This window comes from Nocardioides marmorisolisilvae, assembly GCF_031656915.1.
GTDB lineage: Bacteria > Actinomycetota > Actinomycetes > Propionibacteriales > Nocardioidaceae > Marmoricola > Marmoricola terrisoli.
Genome location: NZ_CP134227.1, coordinates 1,972,568 through 1,997,794, shown reverse-complemented (window position 1 = coordinate 1,997,794; position 25,227 = coordinate 1,972,568). Strand labels below are relative to the sequence as shown.

General features: G+C 69.8%; 25 protein-coding genes. 8 read left to right on the top strand and 17 right to left on the bottom strand.

Going from position 1 to position 25,227, the window contains the following annotated elements:
- Positions 1 to 19 precede the first annotated feature (19 nt).
- Both Q9R13_RS09575 and trhA read right to left on the bottom strand, forming a co-directional pair.
- Positions 20 to 1,216 carry an IS701 family transposase gene (locus Q9R13_RS09575; RefSeq protein ID WP_397217824.1) on the bottom strand — a complete coding sequence of 399 codons (1,197 nt, stop codon included), beginning with the start codon at positions 1,214 to 1,216 and terminating at the stop codon, positions 20 to 22.
- 194 nt (positions 1,217 to 1,410) lie between these two features.
- On the bottom strand, positions 1,411 to 2,172 hold the full coding sequence (gene trhA / locus Q9R13_RS09570) for a PAQR family membrane homeostasis protein TrhA (protein ID WP_310964891.1): 762 nt from the start codon (positions 2,170 to 2,172) through the stop codon (positions 1,411 to 1,413).
- Between the two features lie 78 nt (positions 2,173 to 2,250).
- On the opposite strand from trhA, the gene Q9R13_RS09565 reads away from it, so the two are divergent.
- From Q9R13_RS09565 to Q9R13_RS09555, 3 genes are all read left to right on the top strand, one after another.
- Positions 2,251 to 3,027: an isoprenyl transferase gene (locus Q9R13_RS09565; protein WP_310964889.1), complete on the top strand. Its 777-nt coding sequence runs from the start codon at positions 2,251 to 2,253 to the stop codon at positions 3,025 to 3,027.
- Between the two features lie 257 nt (positions 3,028 to 3,284).
- The gene (locus tag Q9R13_RS09560) at positions 3,285 to 4,643 is read left to right on the top strand and encodes a PhoH family protein (protein WP_310964888.1); all 1,359 of its coding nucleotides are present in this window, start codon (positions 3,285 to 3,287) and stop codon (positions 4,641 to 4,643) included.
- Positions 4,644 to 4,805: 162 nt separating this feature from the next.
- The gene (locus tag Q9R13_RS09555) at positions 4,806 to 5,456 is read left to right on the top strand and encodes an aggregation-promoting factor C-terminal-like domain-containing protein (RefSeq protein WP_310964887.1); all 651 of its coding nucleotides are present in this window, start codon (positions 4,806 to 4,808) and stop codon (positions 5,454 to 5,456) included.
- A 43-nt stretch (positions 5,457 to 5,499) separates the two neighbouring features.
- On the opposite strand, the gene Q9R13_RS09550 is transcribed toward Q9R13_RS09555, so the two are convergent.
- The gene (locus tag Q9R13_RS09550) at positions 5,500 to 5,985 is read right to left on the bottom strand and encodes an ArsI/CadI family heavy metal resistance metalloenzyme (RefSeq protein WP_310964886.1); all 486 of its coding nucleotides are present in this window, start codon (positions 5,983 to 5,985) and stop codon (positions 5,500 to 5,502) included.
- 177 nt (positions 5,986 to 6,162) lie between these two features.
- On the opposite strand from Q9R13_RS09550, the gene Q9R13_RS09545 reads away from it, so the two are divergent.
- Both Q9R13_RS09545 and arsB read left to right on the top strand, forming a co-directional pair.
- A complete protein-coding gene (locus Q9R13_RS09545) occupies positions 6,163 to 6,453 on the top strand; it encodes a metalloregulator ArsR/SmtB family transcription factor (protein WP_310964885.1) in 291 nt (96 codons plus the stop codon).
- Positions 6,453 to 7,553, top strand: coding sequence for an ACR3 family arsenite efflux transporter (gene arsB / locus Q9R13_RS09540; protein WP_310964884.1), 1,101 nt, complete (start codon positions 6,453 to 6,455; stop codon positions 7,551 to 7,553). The genes Q9R13_RS09545 and arsB overlap by 1 nt, the downstream gene beginning before the upstream one ends.
- Before the next feature lie 30 nt (positions 7,554 to 7,583).
- Here the strand turns inward: arsB and Q9R13_RS09535 are convergent, their stop codons facing one another.
- From Q9R13_RS09535 to Q9R13_RS09500, 8 genes are read right to left on the bottom strand one after another with little or no spacing between them, the layout of a single operon-like run.
- Positions 7,584 to 8,168, bottom strand: coding sequence for a hypothetical protein (locus Q9R13_RS09535; RefSeq protein WP_310964883.1), 585 nt, complete (start codon positions 8,166 to 8,168; stop codon positions 7,584 to 7,586).
- Complete coding sequence (locus Q9R13_RS09530; protein ID WP_310964882.1) at positions 8,165 to 9,454, bottom strand: DUF58 domain-containing protein; 1,290 nt, start codon at positions 9,452 to 9,454, stop codon at positions 8,165 to 8,167. Before Q9R13_RS09530 ends, Q9R13_RS09535 begins: the two co-directional genes overlap by 4 nt.
- Positions 9,451 to 10,452 (bottom strand): AAA family ATPase, encoded by a 1,002-nt coding sequence (locus tag Q9R13_RS09525; protein WP_310964881.1) that lies wholly within the window; start codon positions 10,450 to 10,452, stop codon positions 9,451 to 9,453. Before Q9R13_RS09525 ends, Q9R13_RS09530 begins: the two co-directional genes overlap by 4 nt.
- Positions 10,449 to 10,877: a hypothetical protein gene (locus Q9R13_RS09520; RefSeq protein ID WP_310964880.1), complete on the bottom strand. Its 429-nt coding sequence runs from the start codon at positions 10,875 to 10,877 to the stop codon at positions 10,449 to 10,451. Before Q9R13_RS09520 ends, Q9R13_RS09525 begins: the two co-directional genes overlap by 4 nt.
- On the bottom strand, positions 10,874 to 11,596 hold the full coding sequence (locus Q9R13_RS09515; protein ID WP_310964879.1) for a DUF4129 domain-containing protein: 723 nt from the start codon (positions 11,594 to 11,596) through the stop codon (positions 10,874 to 10,876). The genes Q9R13_RS09520 and Q9R13_RS09515 overlap by 4 nt, the downstream gene beginning before the upstream one ends.
- 17 nt (positions 11,597 to 11,613) lie before the next feature.
- The gene (locus Q9R13_RS09510) at positions 11,614 to 13,020 is read right to left on the bottom strand and encodes a class II fumarate hydratase (protein WP_310964878.1); all 1,407 of its coding nucleotides are present in this window, start codon (positions 13,018 to 13,020) and stop codon (positions 11,614 to 11,616) included.
- 10 nt (positions 13,021 to 13,030) lie between these two features.
- The gene (locus Q9R13_RS09505) at positions 13,031 to 13,717 is read right to left on the bottom strand and encodes a spermidine synthase (protein WP_310964877.1); all 687 of its coding nucleotides are present in this window, start codon (positions 13,715 to 13,717) and stop codon (positions 13,031 to 13,033) included.
- A 52-nt stretch (positions 13,718 to 13,769) separates the two neighbouring features.
- A complete protein-coding gene (locus Q9R13_RS09500) occupies positions 13,770 to 15,470 on the bottom strand; it encodes a fumarate hydratase (protein WP_310964876.1) in 1,701 nt (566 codons plus the stop codon).
- 43 nt (positions 15,471 to 15,513) lie between these two features.
- On the opposite strand from Q9R13_RS09500, the gene Q9R13_RS09495 reads away from it, so the two are divergent.
- Positions 15,514 to 16,107 carry a DUF1707 SHOCT-like domain-containing protein gene (locus Q9R13_RS09495; RefSeq protein ID WP_310964875.1) on the top strand — a complete coding sequence of 198 codons (594 nt, stop codon included), beginning with the start codon at positions 15,514 to 15,516 and terminating at the stop codon, positions 16,105 to 16,107.
- A gap of 105 nt (positions 16,108 to 16,212) precedes the next feature.
- The gene (locus Q9R13_RS09490) at positions 16,213 to 17,283 is read left to right on the top strand and encodes an ABC transporter ATP-binding protein (protein WP_310964874.1); all 1,071 of its coding nucleotides are present in this window, start codon (positions 16,213 to 16,215) and stop codon (positions 17,281 to 17,283) included.
- Positions 17,284 to 17,429: 146 nt separating this feature from the next.
- Here the strand turns inward: Q9R13_RS09490 and Q9R13_RS09485 are convergent, their stop codons facing one another.
- The 6 genes from Q9R13_RS09485 to Q9R13_RS09460 form a co-directional block, all read right to left on the bottom strand.
- Complete coding sequence (locus Q9R13_RS09485; RefSeq protein ID WP_310965068.1) at positions 17,430 to 18,788, bottom strand: IS1380 family transposase; 1,359 nt, start codon at positions 18,786 to 18,788, stop codon at positions 17,430 to 17,432.
- Positions 18,789 to 18,928: 140 nt separating this feature from the next.
- On the bottom strand, positions 18,929 to 20,095 hold the full coding sequence (locus Q9R13_RS09480) for an ABC transporter ATP-binding protein (RefSeq protein WP_310964873.1): 1,167 nt from the start codon (positions 20,093 to 20,095) through the stop codon (positions 18,929 to 18,931).
- 6 nt (positions 20,096 to 20,101) lie between these two features.
- Positions 20,102 to 20,947, bottom strand: coding sequence for a carbohydrate ABC transporter permease (locus Q9R13_RS09475; RefSeq protein WP_310964872.1), 846 nt, complete (start codon positions 20,945 to 20,947; stop codon positions 20,102 to 20,104).
- Positions 20,947 to 21,882: a carbohydrate ABC transporter permease gene (locus tag Q9R13_RS09470; protein ID WP_310964871.1), complete on the bottom strand. Its 936-nt coding sequence runs from the start codon at positions 21,880 to 21,882 to the stop codon at positions 20,947 to 20,949. The genes Q9R13_RS09475 and Q9R13_RS09470 overlap by 1 nt, the downstream gene beginning before the upstream one ends.
- The gene (locus Q9R13_RS09465; protein ID WP_310964870.1) at positions 21,879 to 23,192 is read right to left on the bottom strand and encodes an extracellular solute-binding protein; all 1,314 of its coding nucleotides are present in this window, start codon (positions 23,190 to 23,192) and stop codon (positions 21,879 to 21,881) included. The genes Q9R13_RS09470 and Q9R13_RS09465 overlap by 4 nt, the downstream gene beginning before the upstream one ends.
- 155 nt (positions 23,193 to 23,347) lie before the next feature.
- Positions 23,348 to 24,337: a cytochrome c oxidase assembly protein gene (locus Q9R13_RS09460; RefSeq protein ID WP_310965067.1), complete on the bottom strand. Its 990-nt coding sequence runs from the start codon at positions 24,335 to 24,337 to the stop codon at positions 23,348 to 23,350.
- 78 nt (positions 24,338 to 24,415) lie between these two features.
- On the opposite strand from Q9R13_RS09460, the gene Q9R13_RS09455 reads away from it, so the two are divergent.
- The gene (locus Q9R13_RS09455; RefSeq protein WP_310964869.1) at positions 24,416 to 25,183 is read left to right on the top strand and encodes an SCO family protein; all 768 of its coding nucleotides are present in this window, start codon (positions 24,416 to 24,418) and stop codon (positions 25,181 to 25,183) included.
- Positions 25,184 to 25,227: the final 44 nt, after the last annotated feature.

The window sequence follows — 25,227 nt, the reverse complement described above, 5'->3', positions numbered from 1 at the left end:
TCGGGCACGGTGAGGGGGATCAGTTCCTCGACCGGCCGGAGGTCCCCCTTTTTCCGCCGCCGGCGGCGGTGTTGGTCTGGGCGGTGGTGATGGTCAAGAAGGCGTGCGCGAGCATCGCCAAGGTGATGTGCCGATACCAGGAGTCGTAGCGGCGTACCTGGTACTGGTCGAGGCCGACTTGGCCCTTGGCTGTTTGGAACGTCTCCTCGATCGCCCAGCGGGCACCGGCCACCCGGACCAGTTCACGCAATGGGGTGCGTTCGGGCCCGAAGCACAGGTAGTAGGCGACATCATCGGGGTCGGTCAGGCTGCGGCGGGCCAGCAACCAGTAGCTGGGGCTGTCCTCCAGGGGGCGGATCGGCGCCCGGGCCCAGTGATACAGGCGCGGACCCTTGGCGCCGCGCCCGGCGGAGATCTTCTTCCACGCCTGGGCGGGAAGCATCGCGGCCAGCGCATCGGCGCGCAGTTCACGCACTTTCGGTCCGTCACCGTCGTCGACGGCGGCGATGACGCGCTGGTTCACCGGAACCGCCATCACGTAAGGCATCTGACGTTCTTCAAGCATCGCGCGCAATCGGTAGTGCTGGCCATAGACCTCATCGCCGGTGACCCACCCAGCCGGCACCCCGGCGTCGATCGCGCGCCCGATCATCCGCATCGCCAGCTCCGGCTTGGTCGCGAACTCCACCTCGTCCCCGATATGCGCCTCAGCGCGTCGGGCAGCATCCTCGGCCCAGGCCTTGGGCAGGTAGAGCTCACGGTCCAAGAACGTCCGTGCGGATCCCTGGCCAGGACCAGTGGCATAGCCGAGGAAGACGCCGATCTGGCAGTTCTCGATTCGTCCCGCAGTGCCGGAGTACATCCGCGCCACCCCCGCGGACTTCGTGCCCTTCTTCAAGAAGCCAGTCTCATCAACCACCAGCACCCCAGCAGGGTCGCCAGGCGCAGGGGCGAGGTGCTCGACCACGTAGTCACGCACATCGTCGCGCACCGCGTCGGCGTCCCAATCGGCATAGGCCAACAATCGCTGCATCCCGTCGGGGATCGCCTCACCTGCAGACTCGGCCAGCGTCCAGGAGTTCTTCTTCTCCAACGGCGCCAACAACCCCCGCACATAGGCCAACACCCGCTCACGCGGCTCCGAGCGCGCGAACCGCGGCGCGATCCGGGCATGCACCTCCGCAAGCCCCGCCGCCCACTCCTCGACCTCAGACACACAAACCTCACCAGTCACACCAGCAACATGCCGGCGAACACCAGTCTCACACAGGCGACACACCGATCACGGCCAAAATAAGTGCGGCTGTAGTATTAGAGGGAGTGAGGATGGCGAGGAGGTGTGGTGGTGGGCGCTCGTGCTCATCCTGACGACGAGCTCGTCGCGTTCGCGTTGGCGCCCCGGCGGCAGCGTCAGCGCAGTTGGTAGGTCGCGAGCGACACGGCGACGTAGTGGCAGACGAACGCCGCGATCGTGAAGCTGTGGAAGACCTCGTGGAAGCCGAACCAGCGCGGCCACGGGTCCGGGCGCCGCAGGCCGTAGACGACCCCGCCCAGGGTGTAGAGCACTCCGCCGGTCGCGACCAGCACCAGCACTGCGACGGCCACCCCGGCAGTGAACCGGTGGGCGCCGTCGATGAAGTTCGGGATGAAGAACACCGCCGCCCACCCCAGGGCGACGTACATCGGCACGTAGAGCCAGCGCGGCGCGTCGGTCCAGAACACCCGGAAGAACACCCCTGCGAGCGCGGCACCCCACACGATCGCCAGCAGGGTGAGCCGGGCGCCGCCGTGCAGGAACAAGATCGCGAACGGCGTGTAGGACCCGGCGATCAGCACGAAGATGTTCGCGTGGTCGAAGCGCCGCAGGAACGCCCACATCCGCGGTGACCAGCTGCCCCGGTGGTAGACCGACGAGACGGTGAACAGCAGCAGGGCGCTGCCGGCGTACACCGCGGACCCGATCTTGGTGCCCTCGGTGGGGGAGAGCACGATCAGCACGATGAACGCGGCCAGCGCCAGCGGGACGGTGCCGGCGTGCATCCAGCCACGCAGCTTGGGCTTCACCTCGGCGAACGTGTAGCTGACGACCCCGCTTGCCCTCTCGCGGGCGCGGCCGGCCGTGTCGACCGCGCGGTCGACGGCGGCGTCGAAGCGGTTCGGAAGATCGGCCACCCTGCCAACTTACGTGACTGGCGGAGACAGCGGGTGTTTTCGCGTCTCGGATCACATCGGGCGGTAGAGTCGATCCCCGTGGTGGACCTCAAACGTGGACTCAGGCGGGTGCTCTATCCGGCCTACGAGGCCCGCGTCGTACGCCGGCTCCCGGAGGGCCAGCTCCCCAAGCACATCGGTGTGATGCTGGACGGCAACCGTCGCTGGGCCCGCGCCGTGGGCGCCGACACCGCGCACGGCCACCGCGCCGGAGCCGCGAACATCGAGCCGCTGCTCGGCTGGTGCGAGGAGGTCGGGGTCGAGGTCGTCACGCTCTGGCTGCTCTCCACCGACAACCTCAATCGGGCCGCCGAGGAGGTCGACTCGCTGCTCGGGATCATCGCCGACGCCGTCGAGACCCTCGCCGAGCAGCGCCGCTGGCGGCTGCACCCGGTGGGTGCGCTGGACCTGCTGCCCGACGACCTCGCCGCGCGCCTGAAGGCGGCCGAGGAGGCCACTCGCGAGGTCGACGGCATGATCGTCAACGTCGCCGTCGGGTACGGCGGCCGCCGGGAGATCGCCGACGCGGTCCGGTCCCTGCTCCACGAGCGCGCCAGCCAGGGGATGACGATCGAGGAGCTGGCTGAGGTGATCGACGTCGACCACATCGCCGAGCACCTCTACACCCGTGGCCAGCCCGATCCCGATCTGGTGATCCGCACCTCCGGCGAACAGCGGCTGGGCGGCTTCCTGCTCTGGCAGAGCGCGCAGAGCGAGTTCTACTTCTGCGAGGCCTACTGGCCCGACTTCCGCCGCGTCGACTTCTTGCGCGCGGTCCGCGCCTACGCGCAGCGAGAGCGTCGGCACGGGACCTGAGCCAACCGGCCCGCCGCACCTGAGCCCCCGCTGACGGGCGTGTCGGAGCAGCATTCGGTGCGCGCTGCGTCGTACGTTTCCACTGTTGGCGAGCGGGGAAGCTCGCCGACCCGGGGAAACAGGAGATCGGTGAGAGATCACTATCGACGCCCAGCCGGAGGTCGGCACTCAGGCCTCCGGGATGGATCCCGGTCCGAGCGCAAGAGCTAGGACCGGGGCGCTGAGTGCGCGTGCCGGTCTGTGTAAGGGGAACCCCCGTGGTCACAGCCAAGCCCGCCCCCGGTACGACGCGCCGCACCCGGTCCACCACGCCCGACCCGGCCCGCCGTACCTATGTCCTCGACACCTCGGTGCTGCTCGCCGACCCGGCCGCACTGCGCCGGTTCGACGAGCACGAGGTGGTGCTCCCGGTGGTCGTCATCACCGAGCTCGAGGGCAAGCGACACCACCCCGAGCTGGGCTACTTCGCCCGGTCCGCGCTGCGGATGCTCGACGAGCTGCGGGTGGCCAACGGTCGCCTCGACCAACCGGTGCCGATCGGGGACAGCGGGGGCACCCTCCGGGTCGAGCTCAACCACACCGACGCCGCTGCGCTCCCCTCCGGGTTCCGGCTCGGCGACAACGACACGCGCATCCTCGCCGTGGCCCGCAACCTGGCCGATGAGGGCCACCGGGTCACCCTGGTCTCCAAGGACCTGCCGCTGCGGATCAAGGCGTCGGCCGTCGGCCTGGACGCCGCGGAGTATCGCGGTGAGCAGGTGCACGACTCCGACTCCGGCTGGTCCGGGATGGCCGAGCTCGACCTCGCCGGCGCCGACCTCGACGAGCTGTACGACGACCAGGTGCTCGACCTCGACGAGGCACGCGAGCTGCCGTGCCACACCGGTCTGGTGCTGATGTCGGAGCGGGGGAGCGCCCTGGGTCGGGTGGGCCCGGACAAGCGGGTCCACCTCGTACGCGGGGACCGCGAGGTCTTTGGGATTCACGGTCGCTCCGCCGAGCAGCGGATCGCCCTGGACCTGCTGCTGGATCCCGAGGTCGGGATCGTCTCGCTGGGGGGCCGTGCCGGCACCGGCAAGTCCGCGCTGGCGCTGTGCGCCGGGCTGGAGACCGTCCTCGAGCGCCGTCAGCACAAGAAGGTCGTGGTCTTCCGACCGCTGTTCGCGGTCGGCGGGCAGGAGCTGGGCTACCTCCCGGGCAGCGAGTCGGAGAAGATGTCGCCGTGGGGGCAGGCGGTGTTCGACACCCTCGGCGCGATCACGACCTCCGACGTCGTCGACGAGGTGCTCGACCGCGGCATGCTGGAGGTGCTGCCACTGACCCACATCCGCGGGCGTTCGCTGCACGACGCGTTCGTGATCGTCGACGAGGCCCAGTCGCTCGAGCGCAACGTGTTGTTGACCGTGCTGTCGCGGATGGGCGCCAACTCCAAGGTGGTGCTCACCCACGATGTGGCGCAGCGCGACAACCTGCGCGTCGGTCGTCACGACGGGGTGGTCGCGGTGGTCGACCGGCTCAAGGGGCACCCCCTCTTCGCGCACGTGACGCTGACCCGGTCCGAGCGCTCGCCGATCGCGGCCCTGGTCACCGAGATGCTCGAGCACGTCACGATGTGAGCGGCGGGAGGTGGGCCGGCGCCCGCGAACCCGTGTGTCGCCGCCCACAGATTCCTGCGTTCGAGTTGCGCGCTGCTCCGGTTTCCGACATGGTGGAGCCTCTTCCCCACGTGTAGCCCGCGTGCCCGACGCCCCCCGTCGTCGACCCGAGAGTCTTTAGCTGTGCCCAAAACCAAGTACGCCCCGAAGCACCGGGGCGCACCGGTCAAGACCCATGCCGCGACCCGTCAGGGTGTGAAGAACGCTGCCGTGTTCTCCGGGGTGGCCGTCGCCGCGACCGGCATCGCGGTGTCCACCGGAGTAGTGACCAGCAACGGTCCCATCGACGGCGCGGCCGCGGCCCTGACCGCTTCGGGAACCACCCACCACCTTTCCGCAGCCGACCTCGCTGCTCGCGAGCAGAGCGCCTCCCGTTCCTCCGACGATCGGCGTGCCGCCGCCGACAAGCTCAAGGAGCGGGCGCTGTCGAACGCCTCCGGCGTGGCGCACACGAGCTCTGAGGACCTGAGCACGTCCGACCCGCAGACCCTGGCTCGGACCCTGATGCCGCAGTACGGCATGTCCTCCTCGCAGTTCAGCTGCCTCGACTCGATCTGGTCCCAGGAGTCCGGCTGGAACGTCCATGCGGCCAACCCCAGCTCGTCGGCGTACGGGATCCCGCAGGCCCTGCCCGGCTCGAAGATGGCCTCGGCCGGCGCCAACTGGCAGAACAGCGCGGAGACCCAGATCCGCTGGGGTCTCGGCTACATCCGGGATCGCTACGGCTCGGCGTGCTCGGCATGGGCCTTCAAGCGCGCCCACGGCTGGTACTGACTCTCCCGCGTCGGGCTGCGATGCCGCCGGGCGCTGGCCGACGTCAGCAGCAGGCCGGCTGGGCGGTGACGTCCGCGTCCGTCGTCGTGGCGCTGCGGCAGCAGGTGCCGTCGCCGGCGACCTCGGAGAGCCCGAGGTCGCTGAGGCCCTCGAGGTCGGGGCGGACGTCCCCGGTGACGGTGTAGACCTCCCAGGGCTCGTTGCCCGGGCCGGTGACCCACACCTTGTCCTGCACGGCATAGCAGCAGCTGGTGTCGTCCTCCACCCTGGTGGCGAGCCCGGCGGCGGCGAGCCGCTCGGTGGCCGCGGACACCAGGCCGGTGCTCTCGACCTCGACGCCGAGGTGGTCCATCCGGGTCTCCTGGCCCGGCTCGCCCTCGAGCAGCACGAGCTTCAGCGGCGGCTCCGCGATCGCGAAGTTGGCATAGCCGGGTCGACGCTTGGCCGGGGTGGTGGCGAAGAGTCGGGAGTAGAAGGCGATCGAGGCGTCGAGGTCGGCGACGCGGAGTGCCAGTTGCACACGAGACATGACGGGTCCCTTCCGTGAGGTCCGGACGCGGTCCGGAGATATTGATGGTGATCTATATCGAAGGTTGCCGCACAGATTGATGTCTGTCAATATTTATGTGTGTCGAAATCCTCTGCGCTTCCCGTCGTCACTGGCGATGCCGCTCTGGCTTGCTGTGCCCCGCTGGCACGCCAGCCCATGACGAGCCAGCAGGCCGAGACCGTCGCCCCGTTGCTCAAGGCGGTCGCGGACCCTGTGCGGCTGCGGCTGATGTCCATCGTGCTCTCCCACGAGGGTGGCGAGGCCTGCGTCTGTGATCTCATCCCGGCCTTCGACCTCTCCCAGCCCACCATCAGCCACCACCTCAAGGTGCTGCACGAGGCGGGTCTGCTGGACCGGGAGAAGCGGGGCACCTGGGTCTACTACCAGGCCAGGCCGGAGGCGATGCAGGCGATGAGCGCGCTCTTCGCTGCCGGGGCCACCTGCTGATGACCGACACCCGCGAGACCAGCCGGGCGCCGGAGGACACCGCCGTCCTCCGGCGGCTCTCCACCCTGGATCGGTTCCTGCCGGTCTGGATCCTCGCCGCGATGGCGCTCGGGCTCCTGCTCGGTCGTCTCGTGCCCGGGCTCGACGACGCGCTGTCGACGGTGGAGGTCGGCTCGGTCTCGCTGCCGATCGCTGTGGGCCTGCTGGTGATGATGTATCCCGTCCTCGCCAAGGTGCGCTACGACGAGCTCGGCCACGTCTCCGCCGACCGGCGGCTCCTGCTCAGCTCGGTGGTGCTGAACTGGGTCATCGGACCGGCGGTGATGTTCGCGCTCGCCTGGCTGATGCTCCCGGACCTGCCTGCCTACCGGACCGGGCTGATCATCGTGGGCCTGGCCCGTTGCATCGCGATGGTGCTGGTCTGGAACGACCTGGCCTGCGGGGACCGCGAGGCGGCCGCCATCCTGGTGGCGATCAACTCGGTCTTCCAGATCGTGGCCTTCGCCGGTCTCGGCTGGTTCTACCTGCAGGTGCTGCCGGGTTGGCTGGGTCTTGCCACCGGCGCCGGCCTGCACGTCTCGGTGTGGGGGATCGCCAGATCTGTGCTGGTGTTCCTGGGCATCCCACTCGTCGCGGGGTTCCTCACCCGCGTCACCGGTGAGAGCGCGATGGGGCGGGACGGGTACGAGACCCGGCTGTTGCCGCGCATCGGCCCGCTGGCGCTCTACGGACTGCTCTTCACGGTCGTGATCCTGTTCGCGCTGCAGGGCGACGCGATCACCCGCCGGCCGCTCGACGTCGCCCGGATCGCGCTACCGCTGCTGGCCTACTTCGCGGTGATGTGGGGCGGATCGTTCGCGCTCGGCAGGGCGATCGGGATGTCCTACGAACGCACCACCACGCTGGCGTTCACCGCCGCAGGCAACAACTTCGAGCTCGCGATCGCCGTGGCGATCGGGGTCTTCGGGGTGACCTCCGGCCAAGCGCTGGCGGGGGTCGTCGGCCCGCTCATCGAGGTGCCGGCACTGGTCGGGCTCGTGTACGTCGCGCTGCGGCTCCGCCGGCGGTTCTCCGGCGCTGGGTCGATGGTGGGTCGGTGAGCCGCGCCTCCGCGCCCGGGTCAGGCCGGGTCAGGACCTCGCGCGCCCAGGGCGCCGTACCGTGCTGAACCGGCCGAAGAGCCAGAACGCCGCCACTGCGATCACCACCAGCCCGGCGAGACCGGCGTACGGCGCGGCCTGACCGTCGGTGGCCAGCCGTCGGGCGGGTGACCCGGCGAGGCGCGCCAGCAGCCAGGCCGGGACCGCGGTCGACCACAGCATCAGCCCGCGGGCGGCCCAGCGCCAGAGCAGGGCGTGGTCGATCCGGGCGGTGGGCGGCCCCTGGGTGGCGGCCAGTGCCGCGAGATGGACGCCCAGCAGGGCCGCCGTACCGAGGAGCACCCAGGCGCTGGTCGCCGTAGCTCGCGAGCCCAGCCACGGCACGGCGAGCTCGCCCAGCAGCACCAGCACGGCGAGAGAGTCGGGCCAGCAGGCCGCGGTCAGCGCTGTGAGCCCTGCCGCGACCAGCAGCCACGTCGGGGTGCTGCCGCCCCCGAGGCGGCCGGCCAGCAGGCCCAGGGCCGCGGCGAGGAGCAGGCCCGCTCGCAGGAGCAGCTGCTCCCTTGGCCACGTCCGCACCCGCCCTCGCATCGGGGCCCTGCGCGGCGCGCTCATCGGGTCGCCACTCGCGGCATCCGCGCACGCCGGCCGAGTCGGCGGAGCACCTCGTCCAGCGTCCCAGGACCCTGCCAGCGCACCACCGGTGTGCCCGTGGCGACGATCCCGCGCAGCTGCACCTCGCGCTCCAGGAGACGCAGCCGCCAGGCCAGGGCCGCCGTGCTCAGCCGGGCGGAGTCGCCCACCTCGTCGAGTCCGGGCGGCGAGGTGTCGATCGCCACCACCGGCAGTCCGCTGCGCGACAGCGCCACCAGGGTCGCGCCGACCTCGGGTGCGAGCAGCGGCGAGAGTACGAGCACGACCGTGCCCGCGGACAGGCCGAGCTGGATCCGGGCCGCGTCGAAATGGTCGGGTCGTCCGGGCTCGACCTGGGTGAGGGACTCGAGGATGAGACGGTGCTGACGCATCCCGGCCCGCGGCGCGATGATCTGGCCGCTGCGAGCGATCACCCGGAGACCGACCCGGTCGCCGATGCGGAGATGGTGCTCGGCCAGGGCGCCGGCGGCGCGCATCGTCACGTCGAGACTGCTCTGTTGGCCGTCGATGCCTCCGCTGTGGCCCAGGTCGGCCATCGCGTCCACGAGGAGCAGCACGGCGCTGTCCTGCTCCACGGTGGTGGTGACCACGTGCAGCGTGCCGGTGCGCAGGGAGGTCCGCCAGTGGATCCGGCGCAGCCGGTCGCCCGACACGAACTCCCGGATCGAGGCGAACTCTCGGCCGTCGCCCTGGTGCCGTGACCGGTTCGCGCCCACGAGGCCAACCGGGTGCGGTGCCTCGGCGGTGGAGTCGAACGGAGCGGCCTGGGGGAGCACGACCAGCCGCGACGTCGCCACCAGGTCGGGACCCCAGCGGAACCCGCCCCAGCGGCTGGTCACGGCCAGCTGGCCGCCGCCGACCTCGTGCCGGCCCCACCGGAGCGCGCGCAGGTCCGTATGGAGCTGCATCGTCGGGCCGGTCGCAGCCAGGGTGGTCGCTGCCCCGCCGGTGCGAGGGACGACGTACCGGACCGGCAGGACCAGCCAGCCGATGGCGTCCGCGTCGAGTCCGCCGACTGTCGTCTCCACCACGCTGGTCTCGCCCTCGCGGACGGTGCGGCGTCGGAGCCGGCTGGTGACGCCGGGGTTGCTGAGCGGCCGGTGCCACAACCCGGCGGCGGTGAGCACGACGAAGGGGACCGCCAGGACGACGAGGGCCGGGCGTCCGATCAGCACCCCGATGAGCGGGGCCGCCAGCATCACCGCGCATCCGCGCAGCAGCGCCGGGGTGGGTTGCCAGCCCGTCATCCGGGCGTCCCGAGCCCCTCGGCCTCCCGGACGCCGCGGACTGCCGGTGGGGTCGCGATCTGGCCGAGGACGTCGTCGATCACCGAGGCCGTGGTCACCGTGGACATCCAGAGCTCCGGGCGCAGGGTGAGCCGGTGCGCGAGCACCGCCGTTGCGACGGCCTTCACGTCCTCGGGCAGGACGAAGTCGCGCCCGGCGATCACTGCCAGCGCCCGAGCGGTCAACACCAGCGCGAGCGACCCGCGCGGGGAGGCGCCGGTGAGGACGTCGGCGTGCTGCCGGGTCGCGTGGGCGAGCGAGACGCAGTACTCCCGCACGGTCGGGTCGACCTCGACCGTCTCGACGCAGGCCTGCATCGCCAGCAGGCCGTCGGCGTCGGTGACCGCGCGCAGATCGATCTGCTCGCGGCGGCGCGCCAGGCGAGCGGCGAGGACGTCGTCCTCCTGGGCGGCGGTCGGGTAGCCGAAGCCCACCCGGAGCAGGAACCGGTCGAGCTGGGCCTCGGGGAGCGGGTAGGTGCCTTCGTACTCGATCGGGTTGGCGGTGGCCAGCACGTGGAACGGCGCAGCGAGCGGGAAGGTCGTGCCCTCCACCGTCACCTGCCTCTCCTGCATCGCCTCGAGCAGGGCGGCCTGGGTCTTCGGTGGCGTCCGGTTGATCTCGTCGGCGAGCAGCAGCCCGGTGAAGACCGGCCCCTTGCGGAACTCGAACTCGTGCCGGCCCTGGTCGTAGACGAAGGAGCCGGTCAGGTCGGCGGGCAGCAGGTCCGGGGTGAACTGGGCACGGGTGAAGTCGAGGCCGAGGCTCTGCGCGAACGAGCGCGCGGCCAGTGTCTTGCCCAGTCCGGGGAAGTCCTCGAGCAGGACGTGTCCGCCAGCGAGGATGCCGGCCAGCACCAGCCGCAGGGACGCCGCCTTGCCGATCACCGCGGTGCCGACCTGGTCGAGGACCTGACCGGCACGCGCAGCAGTCGTGGGAACGTCGTACGTCGTGGTCACAGCTTCTCGATTCTGTCGATGATCCCAGCCAGCTGGGCCGGGGTGAGGCGGACCGGGTGGTCGCGTTCGTCGAGCCGGGTCAGCACGTCGTCCAGCGGTCGGTCGGGACGGTGCCGGGCCCGGACCAGGTGGAGCAGCCGCTGGCGCAGCCGGTCGTCGGGCAGCTTGGCGCTCTGGTTGTCGTCGATCAGCCGACGCAGGGCCGACAGGCCCGGGTCGGGCGCAGCCTCGGTCGGTGCGGGCCCGCTCGGCCGGATCCATCCCGCGGGCGACTGGCTCGTGACGTCGAGAACGACCGCGACGACGGCGACGCCGGCGAACACGGCGACGGTCGCCACCACCAGGTCACCGCCGCGCAGGACGAGGATCACGTCGAGCGCCACCGCGACCACGGCAGCGATCCCGAGGGCGGCCAGCCGGCTCATCGCGACACCGCCGGCCCGAGCGCGCCGAGCTCGCGGTGGATGGCGTCGAGTGCGGCCGCCGCCTCGTCGCGGTGCCGGTCACCGAGGGGGTGGGCGGAGAAGCGCGCCTCGACGTAGAGCCCGCGGAGTCGCCCGACCGGGCCCGGGTCGACGTCGAGGAGGTGCAACAACCGCACCACGAACTCGGCCGAGGTCTCGGTCGGTCTTCGGCCAGCGCCCGCGTGTGCCGCCGCCTGCTCGAAGAGCACCCAGGCCTGCACGATCCCGTTGCGCGCCGGGAGGTCGGCGAGGGCGGCCAGCTGAGCGGCGTGCTGGTCGGTCAGGCCGGCGCGGACCGCGGCGTCGTCCACGCCGGGCGGCGGGACGTCGAAGTCCCCCTCCTCGGGCCGCGGCAGCCGGCGGGGCGCCGCGTCGAGGAGCAGTCGCAGGAGCCGCAGAGCGAGCACGCAGAGGCCGATCCCGAAGACCACCGCGAGGGACTCGCCGACCCAGTGCAGGTTCGGCCCGGTGGCCGGCGTGGGACGCTGACGTTGCGTCGTGGGTGCGGCCGTGGGACTCGGCTGCGGAGAGGGGCTCGGCGTGTGGACCCCCGGCGGCCGTGCGTGGGTGGTCACCCGCACCGGACCGCTCATCGAGCCCCACAGCACCAACGCCAGTCCGGCCACGATCGCGGTCGCGACGGCGAGGACGGTCAGCCGGACCCCGGCCCGGGTGTGCACGGTGTCGTCTCGCGCGCTCAGGGGTGGGTCATGCTCTCGACGTCGAGGGCATCGTCGAGCTGCTGCTCGGTCAGATCACCCCGGTCGACGTACCCCAGGGCCAGCACCTGCTCCCGGATGGTCCTCCCCTCCTTCATCGCCGCCTTGGCGACCTTCGCAGCCTCCTCGTAGCCGATGTACTTGTTCAGCGGGGTGACGACCGAGGGCGAGGACTCGGCGTACCCCCGCATCCGGTCGGCGTCCGCGGTGATGCCGTCGACGCATCGGTCGGCGAGGACGCGGGTCGCGCTGGCCAGGAGCCGGATCGACTCGAGCAGGTTGCGGGCGAGGACCGGCATCATCACGTTGAGCTCGAAGTTGCCGCTGGCGCCGGCGACCGTGACGGCCGCATCGTTGCCGATGACCTGCGCGCAGACCATCAGCGTGGCCTCGGGGAGCACCGGGTTGACCTTCCCGGGCATGATGCTCGATCCCGGCTGCAGGTCGGGCAGGTGGATCTCGGCGAGCCCCGCCGTCGGCCCGGAGCTCATCCAGCGCAGGTCGTTGCAGGCCTTCGTGAGCCCGACGGCGATGGTGCGCAGCTGCCCGGACAGCTCCACGAGCGCGTCCTGGCCGCCCTGGGCCTCGAAGTGGTCGCGTGCCTCGGTGAAGGGCAGGCCGGTGTCGCGACCGAGCTCCTCGATCACCTGCGCGGCGAAGCCCGGCGGGGTGTTGATGCCGGTGCCGACGGCGGTGCCGCCCAGCGGGAGCTCCAGCACCCTCGGCAAGCTGGCCTGCAGCCGCTCGACCGCCATCCGGCAGATCGCCGCGTAGCCGCCGAACTCCTGGCCGAGCATCACCGGGGTGGCGTCCATCAGGTGGGTGCGACCGGACTTCACCAGGCCGGCGAACTCCTCCGCCTTGCGGCCGAAGGCCTCGCCGAGGTGCTCCACGGCCGGGACGAGGTCGGTCGTGGTCGACTCGGCGGCCGCGACATGGATGCTGGTGGGGAAGGTGTCGTTGCTGGACTGGCTCGCGTTGACGTGGTCATTGGGATGTACGTCGGTCCCGGCACGGCTGGCCAGAGTGGCCAGCACCTCGTTCATGTTCATGTTCGAGCTGGTGCCCGAGCCCGTCTGGAACACATCGACCGGGAACGCGTCGCGATGCTCGCCGGCGATGACCTCGTCAGCCGCGTGCACGATCGCCGCGCCTCTGGCCTCGTCGAGGACGCCGAGGTCGACGTTGGTGTGCGCCGCCGCCTTCTTGACGCGGGCCATCGCCACGACCAGGGCCGGCTCGATGGTGCTCCCGGAGATCGGAAAGTTCTCCACGGCCCGCTGGGTCTGTGCGCGCCAGAGGGCGCCCTCGGGCACCCGGACCTCGCCCATGCTGTCGTGCTCGATCCGGAAGCCTGTCCCGGGACTGCCCTCATGCTCACTCATGGCCTCGACGTTACCCAGCGGCGGTTCCGCCGCGCGAGAGGTAGAGGAAGTAGTCCTCGTCCCGCTCGCCCAGCCGGACCGGGTGCGCCTGCCGGCGGCAACTCCCGAATGTCGCTCGCATGGCGGCCTCGAGGTCCGGCGCCTGCGCGGCCGACCACACGACCAGCACGCCGTCCGGGGCGAGCAGCCCGCGGACCCGCTGGAGGAAGCCGGGCCGGTAGACCTCGGCGTTCGTGTCGTGCACCAGGTAGCCGGGGCCGTTGTCCACGTCCAACAGCACCAGGTCGTAGGCCGTGGTGACGATCTCCTCGACCAGCAGCCGGATGTCGCCGGGCACGATGCGCAGCCGTCTGTCGGCCAGCAGCTCGGGCCCGCCGGGGACGGTGCCGTCGCGCATCCACTCGATCAGGGGCTCCTCGATCTCGACCACCACCAGCCGCTCGACGCGTCGGTCGGCCAGCACCTCGCGTGCGGTGAAGCCCAGCCCGAGACCCCCGACGAGGACGTTGCGCGGGTCCGCAACCAGGGCGAGCGACTCGGTGGCGAGCGCCCGCTCGCTCCCGGTCTCGCGGGTGTCCATCACGAAGACCCCGTTGACCCGAAGCTCGAGCACGGCCGGTGCCCCCGGCGTACGACGCTCGCGGAGCAGTACGTCGCCCCGCGAGCTGGTCGCGCGGGCTATCTCGACGTACTCCATGGCTGGTGGGCCTCCCGGGCCTCTCGGGTCTTGCGGCGCGGGCGGTACGGGGTCACTCCGCCGAGCGCACCCGCAGGCCGGCAGGGGCCAGTGAGCTCAGCGGGACGGTGACCGACCCTGCGGGGTCGGTGAAGAAGTCGTTGCCCTTGTCGTCGACGACGATGAAGGCGGGGAAGTCCTCGACCTCGATCCTCCAGATCGCCTCCATGCCGAGCTCGGGGTACTCCAGCACCTCGACCGACCTGATGCAGTCCTGGGCCAGCCGCGCGGCCGGCCCCCCGATCGAGCCGAGGTAGAAGCCGCCGTGCTCGGCACACGCCTCGGTGACCTGCTTGGACCGGTTGCCCTTCGCCAGCATCACCATCGACCCGCCGGCGGCCTGGAACTGACCCACGTAGGAGTCCATCCGCCCGGCCGTGGTCGGGCCGAAGGAGCCGGAGGCCATCCCGTCGGGCGTCTTGGCGGGCCCGGCGTAGTAGACCGGGTGGTCCTTGAGGTACGCCGGCATCTCCTCGCCGGCGTCCAGCCGCTCCTTGATCTTGGCGTGCGCGATGTCACGGGCGACGACGAGCGGACCGGTCAGCGAGAGCCGGGTCTTGACCGGATGCTTGGACAGCTCGGCGAGGATCTCGGGCATCGGCCGGTTGAGGTCGATCGAGACGACCTCGCCGCCGGAGATCTCGTGCGCCAGGCCGGCGTCGGGCATGTACTGCGCCGGGTCGGTCTCGAGCTGCTCGAGGAAGACGCCCTCGGCCGTGATCTTCCCGAGCGCCTGCCGGTCCGCGGAGCACGAGACGGCGATCGCCACCGGGCAGGAGGCGCCGTGCCGGGGCAGCCGGACGACCCGGACGTCGTGGCAGAAGTACTTGCCCCCGAACTGCGCGCCGATCCCGAACGACTGGGTCAGCTCGAAGACCTTCTCCTCCAGCTCGACGTCGCGGAACCCGTGCGCGGCAAGGGATCCGGAGTTCGGCAGCGAGTCGAGGTAGTGCGCCGAGGCGTACTTCGCCGTCTTCAGAGCGAACTCCGCCGAGGTCCCGCCGATCACGACCGCCAGGTGGTACGGCGGGCACGCGGCCGTGCCGAGCGAGCGGATCTTCTCGTCGAGGAACTCCAGCAGCCGCACGGGGTTCAGCACGGCCTTGGTCTCCTGGTAGAGGAAGGACTTGTTCGCCGACCCTCCGCCCTTGGCCATGAACAGGAACTTGTAGGACGGGTCGCCGCTGGTCGGGGTCGAGTAGATCTCGATCTGCGCGGGCAGGTTGGTGCCGGTGTTCTTCTCCTCGAAGGTGGTCAGCGGCGCCATCTGGGAGTAGCGCAGGTTGAGCTTGGTGTAGGCGTCGTACACGCCCCGGCTGATCCACTCGCCGTCCTCGACGCCGGTGACCACTCCCTCGGACTTCTTGCCCATCACGATCGCGGTGCCGGTGTCCTGGCACATCGGCAGCACGCCGCCGGCGGAGATGTTGACGTTCTTGAGCAGGTCGAGCGCCACGAAGCGGTCGTTGCCCGACGCCTCGGGGTCGTCGATGATGCGCCGCAGCTGCGCGAGGTGGGCGGGACGCAGGTAGTGCGCGATGTCGTGCATCGCCTCCGCGGTGAGCCGTTGGATCGCTGAGGGCTCGACCTGCAGGAACGTGCGCCCGCCGGCCTCGAAGGTGGACACGCCCTCGGTGGTGATCAGCCGGTACGGCGTCTCGTCGGCACCGATGGGCAGCAGGTCGGAGTAGCGGAATTCCGGCTCGTCGTTCACGACGGCAGGTTAGTCCACCGTGAGTGGACATAGTCTGTCGACCATGGCCGGACCCCTGGAGCCGTTGGAGCCGTCGCAACAGCGCATCTCGGATGCGGACCGGAACCGGGTGGCCGAGCTGCTCCGAGTGGCGGCCGGGGACGGGCGCATCGACCTGACCGAGCTCGATGAGCGGCTGGAGGCGACGTACGCCGCCAAGACGTACGCCGAGCTGGTCCCGATCACCGGCGACCTGCCTACGCAGTCGTCCGGGTCCACCGACCCGGTGCCGTCCGGCGCCGCAGCCTCCAGCGAGCGGCACCTGGCGATCCTTGGTGGCTTCGACCGGGGCGGCCGATGGGTGGTCCCCGCGCAGATGTCCGTGGTGGCGGTGATGGGTGGCACCCAGATCGACATGCGCGACGCTCAGTTCTCCGCACGCGAGGTGGTCGTCGACCTGCACGTGGTGATGGGTGGCGCCGAGATCGTGGTGAATCCCGGCACCAACGTGGTGATCGAGGGCACCGGGATCATGGGCGGCTTCAGCGGACCGACCTCGCGCATCCCGCTCGAGCTGACGGCGGACTCGCCGACGGTGCGGGTGCGCGGATTCGCCTTCTGGGGCGGAGTCAGCGTCGCCCGCAAGCACCGGCGCTGACGATCGCGCGAGCCGGCCGCTCGCGCCGAGGTGGGCTACTGTGACCCCCGTCACTTCACTACGGATCGTCCGGCACGTACCTGCCGGTGAAGGCGAGGAAGCACCATGTCATCGATCACGTTCGACCGCGCCCAACGCTGGTATCCCGGCGCCGACGCTCCAGCCGTCGCCGGGCTGGAGCTGGAGATCAAGGACGGCGAGTTCATGGTCCTCGTGGGACCGTCCGGCTGCGGGAAGTCCACGACCCTGCGGATGCTCGCCGGCCTCGAGGAGGTCGATGAGGGCCGGATCCTGATCGGGGACCGCGATGTCACCGACCTCGCCCCCAAGGACCGCGACATCGCGATGGTGTTCCAGAACTACGCCCTCTACCCGCACATGACGGTTGAGGAGAACATGGGCTTCGCGCTCAAGCTCGCCGGCGCTCCCGCGGCCGAGCGCAAGGCCCGGGTCAGCGAGGCGGCCGAGATGCTCGGCCTCACCGACTACCTCCAGCGCAAGCCCAAGGCGCTCTCCGGCGGCCAGCGGCAGCGGGTGGCGATGGGCCGGGCGATCGTGCGGGCGCCGCAGGTGTTCTGCATGGACGAGCCGCTGTCCAACCTCGACGCGAAGATGCGGGTCCAGACCCGCACCGACATCGCGAAGCTGCAGACCGACCTCGGCATCACGACCGTCTACGTCACGCACGACCAGGTCGAGGCGATGACCATGGGCGATCGGGTCGCGGTGATGAAGGACGGCGTGCTCCAGCAGGTCGACACTCCGCTGAACCTCTACGACCGCCCGGTCAACGTCTTCGTGGCCGGCTTCATCGGCTCGCCGCAGATGAACCTGCTGGAGGGTACGGCGGCTGACGGCGAGCTGCGGCTGGGCAGCCGTGTCCTCCCGCTGCGGACCGCGCACACCGGCCCGGTCACCATCGGTGTGCGTCCCGAGGCCTGGCGGATCGTCCCCGCCGACCCGGCCGCGATCCCGGTCACGGTCTCGGTGGTCGAGGATCTCGGTGCGGACGCCTTCCTCTACGGCACCAGCGACGTCGAGGGGACGCCGCGGGCGCTCACCATCCGCGTGTCCGGTCGCAATGTCGTCGGCAAGGGCGATGTGGTGCACGTCAGCACCGACCCTGTCGACGTGCACGTCTTCGACGGCACGACGGGGGAGCGGCTGGTCGGCTGAGCCTGAATCCACCGATGGGGATGCGGATTCAGCTTTCGTGTGCTGAATCGGCAGGCTGTCGTCGTGGTTGGTGTTGAGGGCGCGGTTGTTCTGCCGGTCTGCCGGCTTCTCCTGTTCCTCGGGTCGTCGGGGCGGTTTCGCTCTGGTCAGCCGCTGGCGGCCGGGATGGCTCGGAGTCGTTCGAGGGCGGCGGTGATCTGGCGGGCCCATGGCCAGCGGCGAGGAAGGCGGAGGATCACGCGTCGTCCGGTGCGGACCAGGCGGCCGGTGACGTTGTAGATGCGTCGGCGGATCTTCTTGGTCATCACATGTCCAAGCTCCAGGCCGAGCCGGGTGGTCCATCGGGTGAGGTTGTGGGCGATGGTGTTGAGGATCAGCCAGGCGGCGTTGCCACCGAAGCTCTTGGTCGGGAAGTGGCTCATGCCCATGTCGTATTTGAGGTCGCGGATGGTCAGCTCAACTTCGGCGTGGCGACGGTGGTCGGCCTCGAGCTCGAGCATCTGGCCGGGCCGGTCGGTGATGATCGGGTGGTAGTCGAAGATCGGGAACAGCGGGTCCTGGCCGCGGTTTCTGGCCAGTGCGTCGGTGGGCGGGGTGCGGCGCACGATTAGCCGCACCGGGACCGCATCGGTCCGGTCGTGGCCGCGGCCGTCTTGGGTGAAGGGTGTCCAGCTGATCTCGGCGACCCCGGCACCGGGCAGGAAGTAGTCGATCGGCGTCCAGGCCTGCTCGGGGATCGCTTCGATCGCGCCGCGCAGCCGTCCGATCATCCGAGCAGTCACCGAGAACCGGACGTCAGCGGCCCGACAGGCCGCCACCACGCCGTGCATGTAGAACCCGGAGTCGGCGCGGAGCACAACCTCCCCGGCTGCGCCAGCACCGCGCAGCCGAGAGATGGTCTCCTTGATGAACACCGGCGCCGCGGTGGCGTCGTTGGACCGGCCCCGCCGCAGCCGGGCGTGAGCGACGTCGCCGGTGCCGGCGATGACCGCCAGCAGTGGGTGATAGCCGCGGCGGCCGGTGCGCATCACCTCCCTGGCGCCGTCCTTGCCCAGTCCGTAGGTCTCACACAGCGTCGAGTCGATATCGACGGTGACCGATTCAGCGATGCCGCGATGCGCCCCGGCCGTGACCGATCGGGCGAGCAGCTCACGTGAGACGGCGTCGAGTTGGCGGGCGTGGTTGAACCCGAAGGCACGTAGGAACGAGCCCACCGTCGAGGGCGCCGCGACCCGATGACCCAGCACCGCACCGGTCGACCCGGCACGCAGCGCGTCGAGGTCGTCGATGCAGTCTGCGCCGGCGAGCAGGGAGTGGATCACGGTCAGGCATTTCTCATCAGCATTGGCGCCCACGCTTCCGGGCACCGTGACCCGCTCGCGCAACAACTCAGGCAGCCCAAGTCGCTGCCCCAGCGTGGCCGCGACCAGCAGACCGGCATCAGACACGCCGTTCTCATCATCAGCACGGACATCGACACGATCGAGCGTGCAAGACTTCGACACCAAGAGGGTGCTCCTTTGACTCTGAACGTTCATCGGCGTGGTAACCGTGATCGTGCAGGTCAAGAGCACCCTCTTGGTTCAGACGCGCCGCGGAGCCCTCAACCGACCGGTGGATTCAGGCTGAGCCCGGCCGGCCCGGCTCAGAGCCCGACGGTGAGGTTCTCGCCGGTGCCCGGGTCGAAGAGGTGCATCTTGGCGGCGTCCATCCAGATCTTCGCCTCCTCGCCCTTCTGGATCTGGCTGCTGCCGTCCAGCGACACGACCAGCTGGGTGCGCATCGCCTCGCCGTCGAGATCCTTCTCGAGCTGGTCGAGCTGTTGCTGGACCTCGGGAGGGGCCTCGAAGGGGATGTAGGCGTAGGCCTCGTTGCCGAGCCACTCCACGACGTCCACCGTCGCCTCGAAGGCCGAGCCCGAGGACGACTTCTGCGGGTCGACGACCGAGGCGTCCTCGAAGTGCTCGGGACGGATCCCGGCGATCAGCAGGCCCCGGTCCTGGGCCTTCTCCGCCTTCGCCTGCGGGATGGTGACGGTGCCGAAGGGCAGCTTGACCGAGGTGCCCTCGACGGTCGCCGGCAGGAAGTTCATCGGGGGAGACCCGATGAAACCGGCCACGAACAGGTTGACCGGCTGGGTGTAGAGCTCGCGCGGCGTGGCCAGCTGCTGGAGCACGCCACGCTTGAGCACCGCGACCCGGTCTCCGAGGGTCATCGCCTCGGTCTGGTCGTGGGTGACATAGACGGTGGTGATGCCCAGCCGTCGTTGCAGCCGTGAGATCTCGGTGCGCATCTGGCCGCGCAGCTTGGCGTCGAGGTTGGACAGCGGCTCGTCGAAGAGGAACGCGTCGGCGTTGCGGACGATCGCCCGGCCCATCGCCACCCGCTGGCGCTGGCCGCCGGAGAGGTTGCCCGGCTTGCGCTCCAGGTGCTCGTCGAGCTCCAGGGTCCGGCTGGCCTCCCGTACCTTGGCGTCGATCTCCGCCTCAGGGATGTGGCCCTGCAGGCGCAGCGGGAAGGCGATGTTCTCGTAGACGGTCAGGTGCGGGTAGAGCGCGTAGTTCTGGAAGACCATCGCGAGGTTCCGGTCGCGGGGGGCGAGGTCGTTGACCCGCTTGTCGCCGATCATCATGTCGCCCGAGGTGATGTCCTCGAGGCCGACGATCATCCGCAGCAGGGTCGACTTGCCGCAGCCGGACGGCCCGACGAGGATCATGAACTCCCCGTCCTCGACGTCGATGCTCACGTCGTTCACGGCCGGGAAGCCGTCGCCGTACTTCTTGACGATGTTCTTCATGTCGATTGCTGCCATGGCGAATCAACCCTTCACTGCGCCGGAGGTCAGACCGGCGACGATCTTGCGCTGGAACAACAGGACGATGATGACCACCGGAACCGTCACGACGACGGCGGCAGCGGCCAGCTGTGAGTACGGCGGGTTGAACGGGTCGGACCCGACGAAGAACGACATCTGGGCGGGAACGGTGCGCGCTGCGGTCGTGGACGTGAGCGAGATGGCGAGCACGAACTCGTTCCAGGCGAAGAAGAAGGTCAGGATCGCCGCGGTGAACACGCCGGGCGCCGCCAACGGCACGATCACCTTGCGGAACGCCTGCCATGAGGTGGCGCCGTCCACCTGGGCCGCCTGCTCCATCTCCCACGGGATCTCGCGGAAGAACGCCGACAGGGTCCAGATCGCCAGCGGCAGCGTGAACGTCAGGTAGGGGATGATCAGCCCCGGCCAGGTGTTGAAGAGGTGGGCGACGCGCCACATGTCGAACAGCGGGCCGACCAGCGAGACGACCGGGAACATCGCGATCGCGAGTGCGATCGAGAGCACTACCCGCTTGCCCTTGAACTCGAGCCGCGCGATGGCGTACGCCGCCAGGGTGGCGAAGATGACCGCGAGCAGAGTCGCGATGATCGCGATGCCGAACGAGTTGCCCAGGGCGTGCAGGAAGTCGTGGTTCTTCAAGATGTCCTTGTAGTTCTGGATCGTCCACGTCTTCGGCAGGAACTGCGGACTCCCGGTCGTGGTCTCCGCGACCGGCTTCAGCGACACCATCAGGATCCACACCACGGGCAGCAGACACCACACCAGGATCAGCACGAACCCGAGCCAGTGGCCCGGCCCCATCTTCGAGGCGTTGCCTTTGCCGGCCATCAGGCCTCCCCTCGGGCCGCGGCCAGATCGACCTTGAACAGCTTGACGAGGATGAACGCGATCAGCAGCACCGACAAGAACAGCAGCACCGACAGCGCCGAGCCCATGCCGAGCTGGAACTGCTCGATCACCTGTCTGTAGGTCAGGAACGACGAGGACTCAGTGTCCTGCGCGCCCTTGGTCATGATGAAGATGTTGTCGAAGATCCGGTAGGCGTCCAGGGCCCGGAACAGCACGGCGACCATGATCGCCGCACGCATGTTCGGCAGGATCACCTTCACCAGGCGCTGGGTCCAGGTGGCTCCGTCGACCTTGGCGGCCTCGATCATGTCCTCGCTGACCTGCGAGAGCCCCGCGAGCAGCAGCAGCGACATGAACGGGGTGGTCTTCCAGATCTCGGAGACCATGATCGCGAACATCGCGTGCCAGTGGTCGCCGTACCAGTTGGTGTCGGTGCCGATCCAGGGCAACCAGTGGAACCAGCCGTCCACGAACCCGTTGTTGAGGCTGAACGCGAACTGCCACGCGAAGGCCGAGACGACCGTGATGATCCCGTAGGGGATCAGGATCGCGGTGCGCATCAGGCCTCGCGCGAAGACGATGCGGTGCATCACCATCGCGAAGGCGAACCCGATCACCAGCTCGATCGCCACGGTGACGATCATGATGATGATGGTGTTCAGCGTGTCCTTCCAGAACAGCGAGTCGCTCAGGATCGTCGCGTAGTTGCCCAGGCCGGTGAAGGCACGGTCGTCCGGCACTGTCAGCCGGTACTTGAACAGCGACAGGTAGAGCGCCTGGATCATCGGCCACGCGGTCACCAGCACCATGACCACGACCGCGGGTGCGACCAGCTTCAGCCCGAGCCGATTCTCCGCGATGGTCCGGTCACTGGCCTTGGCCTTCACCTGAGCGGTGGCCACCATGGTCGTCATAGCAGCTTCCTTCCCTTGAGCACGTCGGAGATGAAGCTCGCCGACTTCTGGGGGGTGGAGGAGTTCACCGATGTCGGTGGGTGCCAGGTCGACTGGATGGCGCTGGAGATGTCGCTCCAGTACGGCGACACCGGCCGTGGCGCTGCTGCCTGCAGGCTGCTCCGGAACGCTGCCAGCAGATTGGCCGGGTAGGCCTTGCGAAGATCCGGCGCGTTGTACGCCGAGGTCCGCGCCGGCATGTTCCCGGTCTCGATCGCATAGCGCACCTGATTGGCCTCCGAGGTGATGCACCGGGTGGCGGCGTACGCGTCGGCGCGGTGGGTGGTGGCCTTGTTGATGCCGATGTTGATCCCACCCAGCGGCGGTCGGGACGGCTTGCCGGCGACGGTCTCCGGGTAGCGCGTCCAGCCGAGGTCGTTGAACGTCGCCTTGTCTGCCTTGTAGTTGGCGTAGATGAACGTCCAGTTGACCTGGAACGCTCCCTGCGGCGTGGCGAACGGGCCGAGCACGGTGCCCTCGTTGGACACCGAGAGGTCACCCTCGGCCGCCTTGGAGTGGGACAGCTCGTCGATCACCGCGGCCGCCTGCTTGCCGGCGGTGGAGTCGATCGTGATCGTGGCGTTGTCGCCCTTCGCGGCGTTCTGGATGATCGAGCCGCCGGCCCCGGCGACCAGCGCGTTGATCCAGACCGAGTAGCCCTCGTACTTGTTGGCCTGCACCCCGACCGTGCCGCCGTTCTGGCTGGCGGCCTTGATGATCTGGTCCCAGGTCACCGGCTTGCTCATGTCGAGGCCGGCCTTCTGGGCGAACGACTTGCGGTACCACAGCAGCTGGGTGTTCGCCCACAGCGGTGCGACCGCGAGCCGGCCGCCCCAGGTGGCGCCGCTGACCGCTCCAGGCAGCGTCACCGACTTCAGGCTCGACTGCAGCGAGTCGGGCAGCGGGGCCAGGAACCCGGCATTGGCGAACTCGCCGGTGAAGACCGGGTCGAGGCTCATCAGGTCGATGCCGGTGTCGCCGGCCGCCAGGCGCCGGGCCAACTGGATGCGCTGCTGGGTGGCGTCCCCGGGCAGCTCCTGCACCTGGATCGTGTACTTGGACGTGCTGCAACGCGCGGCGATGCCGGCCTGACCGAACGGGCCCTTGAAGTTCGCCGGCTGGCTCGGGTCCGGGTTGATGTACCACGTCAGGGTCGGCTTGCCGGAGCTTCCGCCACACGCGGTGAGAACACCTCCCGCCATGGCCAGCGCCGCAGCGACCGCGAGCGTCCTACGGATCCGGCGTGACGGGTGAGGCTCCTGAGGTGACATGCGCTCCTCCCAACGTGTGCTGCATCACATACTCCACTGATCCCGGAATTCCGCAAGGCTTGACGGAACGGGGCCAGTTCGGTATCGCGCGGCGGGAGTCCGGCGTGGAAATCGCGGTGCGCTGGCACCCCGTGGGACGGTGTGGAGGAGGCCCGTCAGCCGTGGTCGTTGAGCCGGCCGAGCATCCGGTTGTACGCCGCCAGGGCGTCCTCGCCGTCGGGATCGATGTCGGCCGCGACCTGCTCGCCGCCGCCGCTGGCCACGTGCTCGGCGAGCGTGCTGCGCCGGACGTTCTCCAGCCACGGGCCCAGGAACTGCGCCCGTCGGCCGTCGCCCGAGAGCAGCGCCACCATCACACCGAGGGCCAGGCACATCATCAGTCCGTCGCCGGCGGCCCACATCAGCGCGCCACCGGTCTGCACGTCGGAGATGGGATCCGGCGCCCACGCCGGATGCATGCTGAACATCATCGGCCACGGGTTGGACTCGGTCTGCATCAGCACGATGCCGACGATGGTGTCCGGGGTCATCCCGACCAGGATCAGCCCGATCCGGAAGAGGTAGGGCAGCTCCCAGCGGATCGGCTCCCCGCCGATCAGGGTGAGCATCAGCAGCCAGCCCGCCACGACGTAGAGGATCTGCTCGGCGCTCATCAGCCAGGTGTGCATCACCATCTGGTCCATGAAGGAGGTCAGGTGGGTGCCGACGATCACCATCGTGTATACGGCCAGGCCGGTGAGCGGGCTGGTCAGCCCCGCGACCGGGGACGACCGGAGGGCAGCGAGGTAGCGCGCCCGGGCGCCGTCGCCAAGAGCGGCGCCGATCGTGGCGAGCGGGCTTCCCAGCACCAGGAAGGCAGGCACCAACATGATCAGCAGCAGGTGCTCGATCATGTGCACCCAGAAGACCGACATCGCGTAGATGTCGAAGGCGGAGCTGACCGTGAGCACCATCAGCACCACGCCGACGACCCAGCACACCGCCCGCACCGGGTGGACCGGCCGGCCACGTCGACGGGCGGCGCGTACGGCGGCGCCGTACACCACGAGGAGGATCAGACCGGCGACCAGCCAGCCCGGTCGCAGGTGCCAGCTGGTCAGCACGGCGTGCCAGCCGAACGGCGGAAGTCCGGTCATGGAGGGCATGTCGTCCACGTACCGAAGGTACGCGGTGGCCGACGCCGCCGACCAGCCGGGGCGGGCCGTGGGCTAACGTCGAGAGCCGTGAGACTTCCCCGTTTCCGACGTCCTGCGCTCGCCGTGGCCGTGCTCGCCCTGCTGCTGGTCGCCAGTGGGTGCGGATCCTCCCCGGTGCCCGCGCCCGGACCCAACGTCGGCACTGCCCTCGACGGCGCCATCCCGAAGGCGATCCTGGACCTGCCGTTGCGGGACTCCGCCGGTCGTGTTCGGCACCTGTCGGACTTCGCCGGCAAGGTCCTGGTCATCTCCGACTCGATGACGCTCTGCCAGGAGACCTGTCCGCTGGACACGGCCTCGGTGGTGCACACGGCGCGACGCGTGGCCGCCGCCAGCGACTCCTCGCGGGTCGAGTTCCTGACCATCACGGTCGACCCCCAGCGGGACACCGTGCCGCAGTTGCGCGCCTACCGGCGGCTGTACGCCGGCCCCTCGAACTGGCTCACCCTCACCGGTCGGCCGCAGGTCGTCGACGAGCTGTGGAAGTACTTCGGCGTCTACCGCAAGAAGGTTCCCGCCGACCAACCGCCGCCGCACAACTGGCGCACCGGCAAGGTGCTCACCTATGACGTCCAGCACTCCGACGAGGTCTTCTTCCTCGACGGCCGGCAGCGCGAGCGGTTCATCCTCGAGGGTGCTCCGGTGGTGCCCGACAAGGCTCAGATCCCCAAGCGGGTCTATCGGTTCCTGAGCAAGGACGGTCGGAAGAACGTCGCCCATCCCGCCGACACGGCCTGGACCGAGGCGCAGGCGGTCGACGTGGTGAGCTGGCTGCTGGACCGGCGGATCGCCTGACCCGACCGGATCGATCGGCGGCTCTTCGCTGAGCCCTCGCTGGG

Coding starts and splice junctions, on each gene's coding strand:
- Q9R13_RS09545 (WP_310964885.1), top strand. CDS start 6,163: ATGACGAGCCAGCAGGCCGAGACCGTCGCCCCGTTGCTCAAGGCGGTC.
- Q9R13_RS09520 (WP_310964880.1), bottom strand. CDS start 10,877: ATGAGCCGGCTGGCCGCCCTCGGGATCGCTGCCGTGGTCGCGGTGGCG.
- Q9R13_RS09480 (WP_310964873.1), bottom strand. CDS start 20,095: ATGGCAGCAATCGACATGAAGAACATCGTCAAGAAGTACGGCGACGGC.
- Q9R13_RS09535 (WP_310964883.1), bottom strand. CDS start 8,168: ATGAGCGCGCCGCGCAGGGCCCCGATGCGAGGGCGGGTGCGGACGTGG.
- Q9R13_RS09495 (WP_310964875.1), top strand. CDS start 15,514: ATGGCCGGACCCCTGGAGCCGTTGGAGCCGTCGCAACAGCGCATCTCG.
- Q9R13_RS09460 (WP_310965067.1), bottom strand. CDS start 24,337: ATGCCCTCCATGACCGGACTTCCGCCGTTCGGCTGGCACGCCGTGCTG.
- arsB (WP_310964884.1), top strand. CDS start 6,453: ATGACCGACACCCGCGAGACCAGCCGGGCGCCGGAGGACACCGCCGTC.
- Q9R13_RS09510 (WP_310964878.1), bottom strand. CDS start 13,020: ATGAGTGAGCATGAGGGCAGTCCCGGGACAGGCTTCCGGATCGAGCAC.
- Q9R13_RS09550 (WP_310964886.1), bottom strand. CDS start 5,985: ATGTCTCGTGTGCAACTGGCACTCCGCGTCGCCGACCTCGACGCCTCG.
- Q9R13_RS09470 (WP_310964871.1), bottom strand. CDS start 21,882: ATGACGACCATGGTGGCCACCGCTCAGGTGAAGGCCAAGGCCAGTGAC.
- Q9R13_RS09465 (WP_310964870.1), bottom strand. CDS start 23,192: ATGTCACCTCAGGAGCCTCACCCGTCACGCCGGATCCGTAGGACGCTC.
- Q9R13_RS09505 (WP_310964877.1), bottom strand. CDS start 13,717: ATGGAGTACGTCGAGATAGCCCGCGCGACCAGCTCGCGGGGCGACGTA.
- Q9R13_RS09530 (WP_310964882.1), bottom strand. CDS start 9,454: ATGACGGGCTGGCAACCCACCCCGGCGCTGCTGCGCGGATGCGCGGTG.
- Q9R13_RS09475 (WP_310964872.1), bottom strand. CDS start 20,947: ATGGCCGGCAAAGGCAACGCCTCGAAGATGGGGCCGGGCCACTGGCTC.
- Q9R13_RS09490 (WP_310964874.1), top strand. CDS start 16,213: ATGTCATCGATCACGTTCGACCGCGCCCAACGCTGGTATCCCGGCGCC.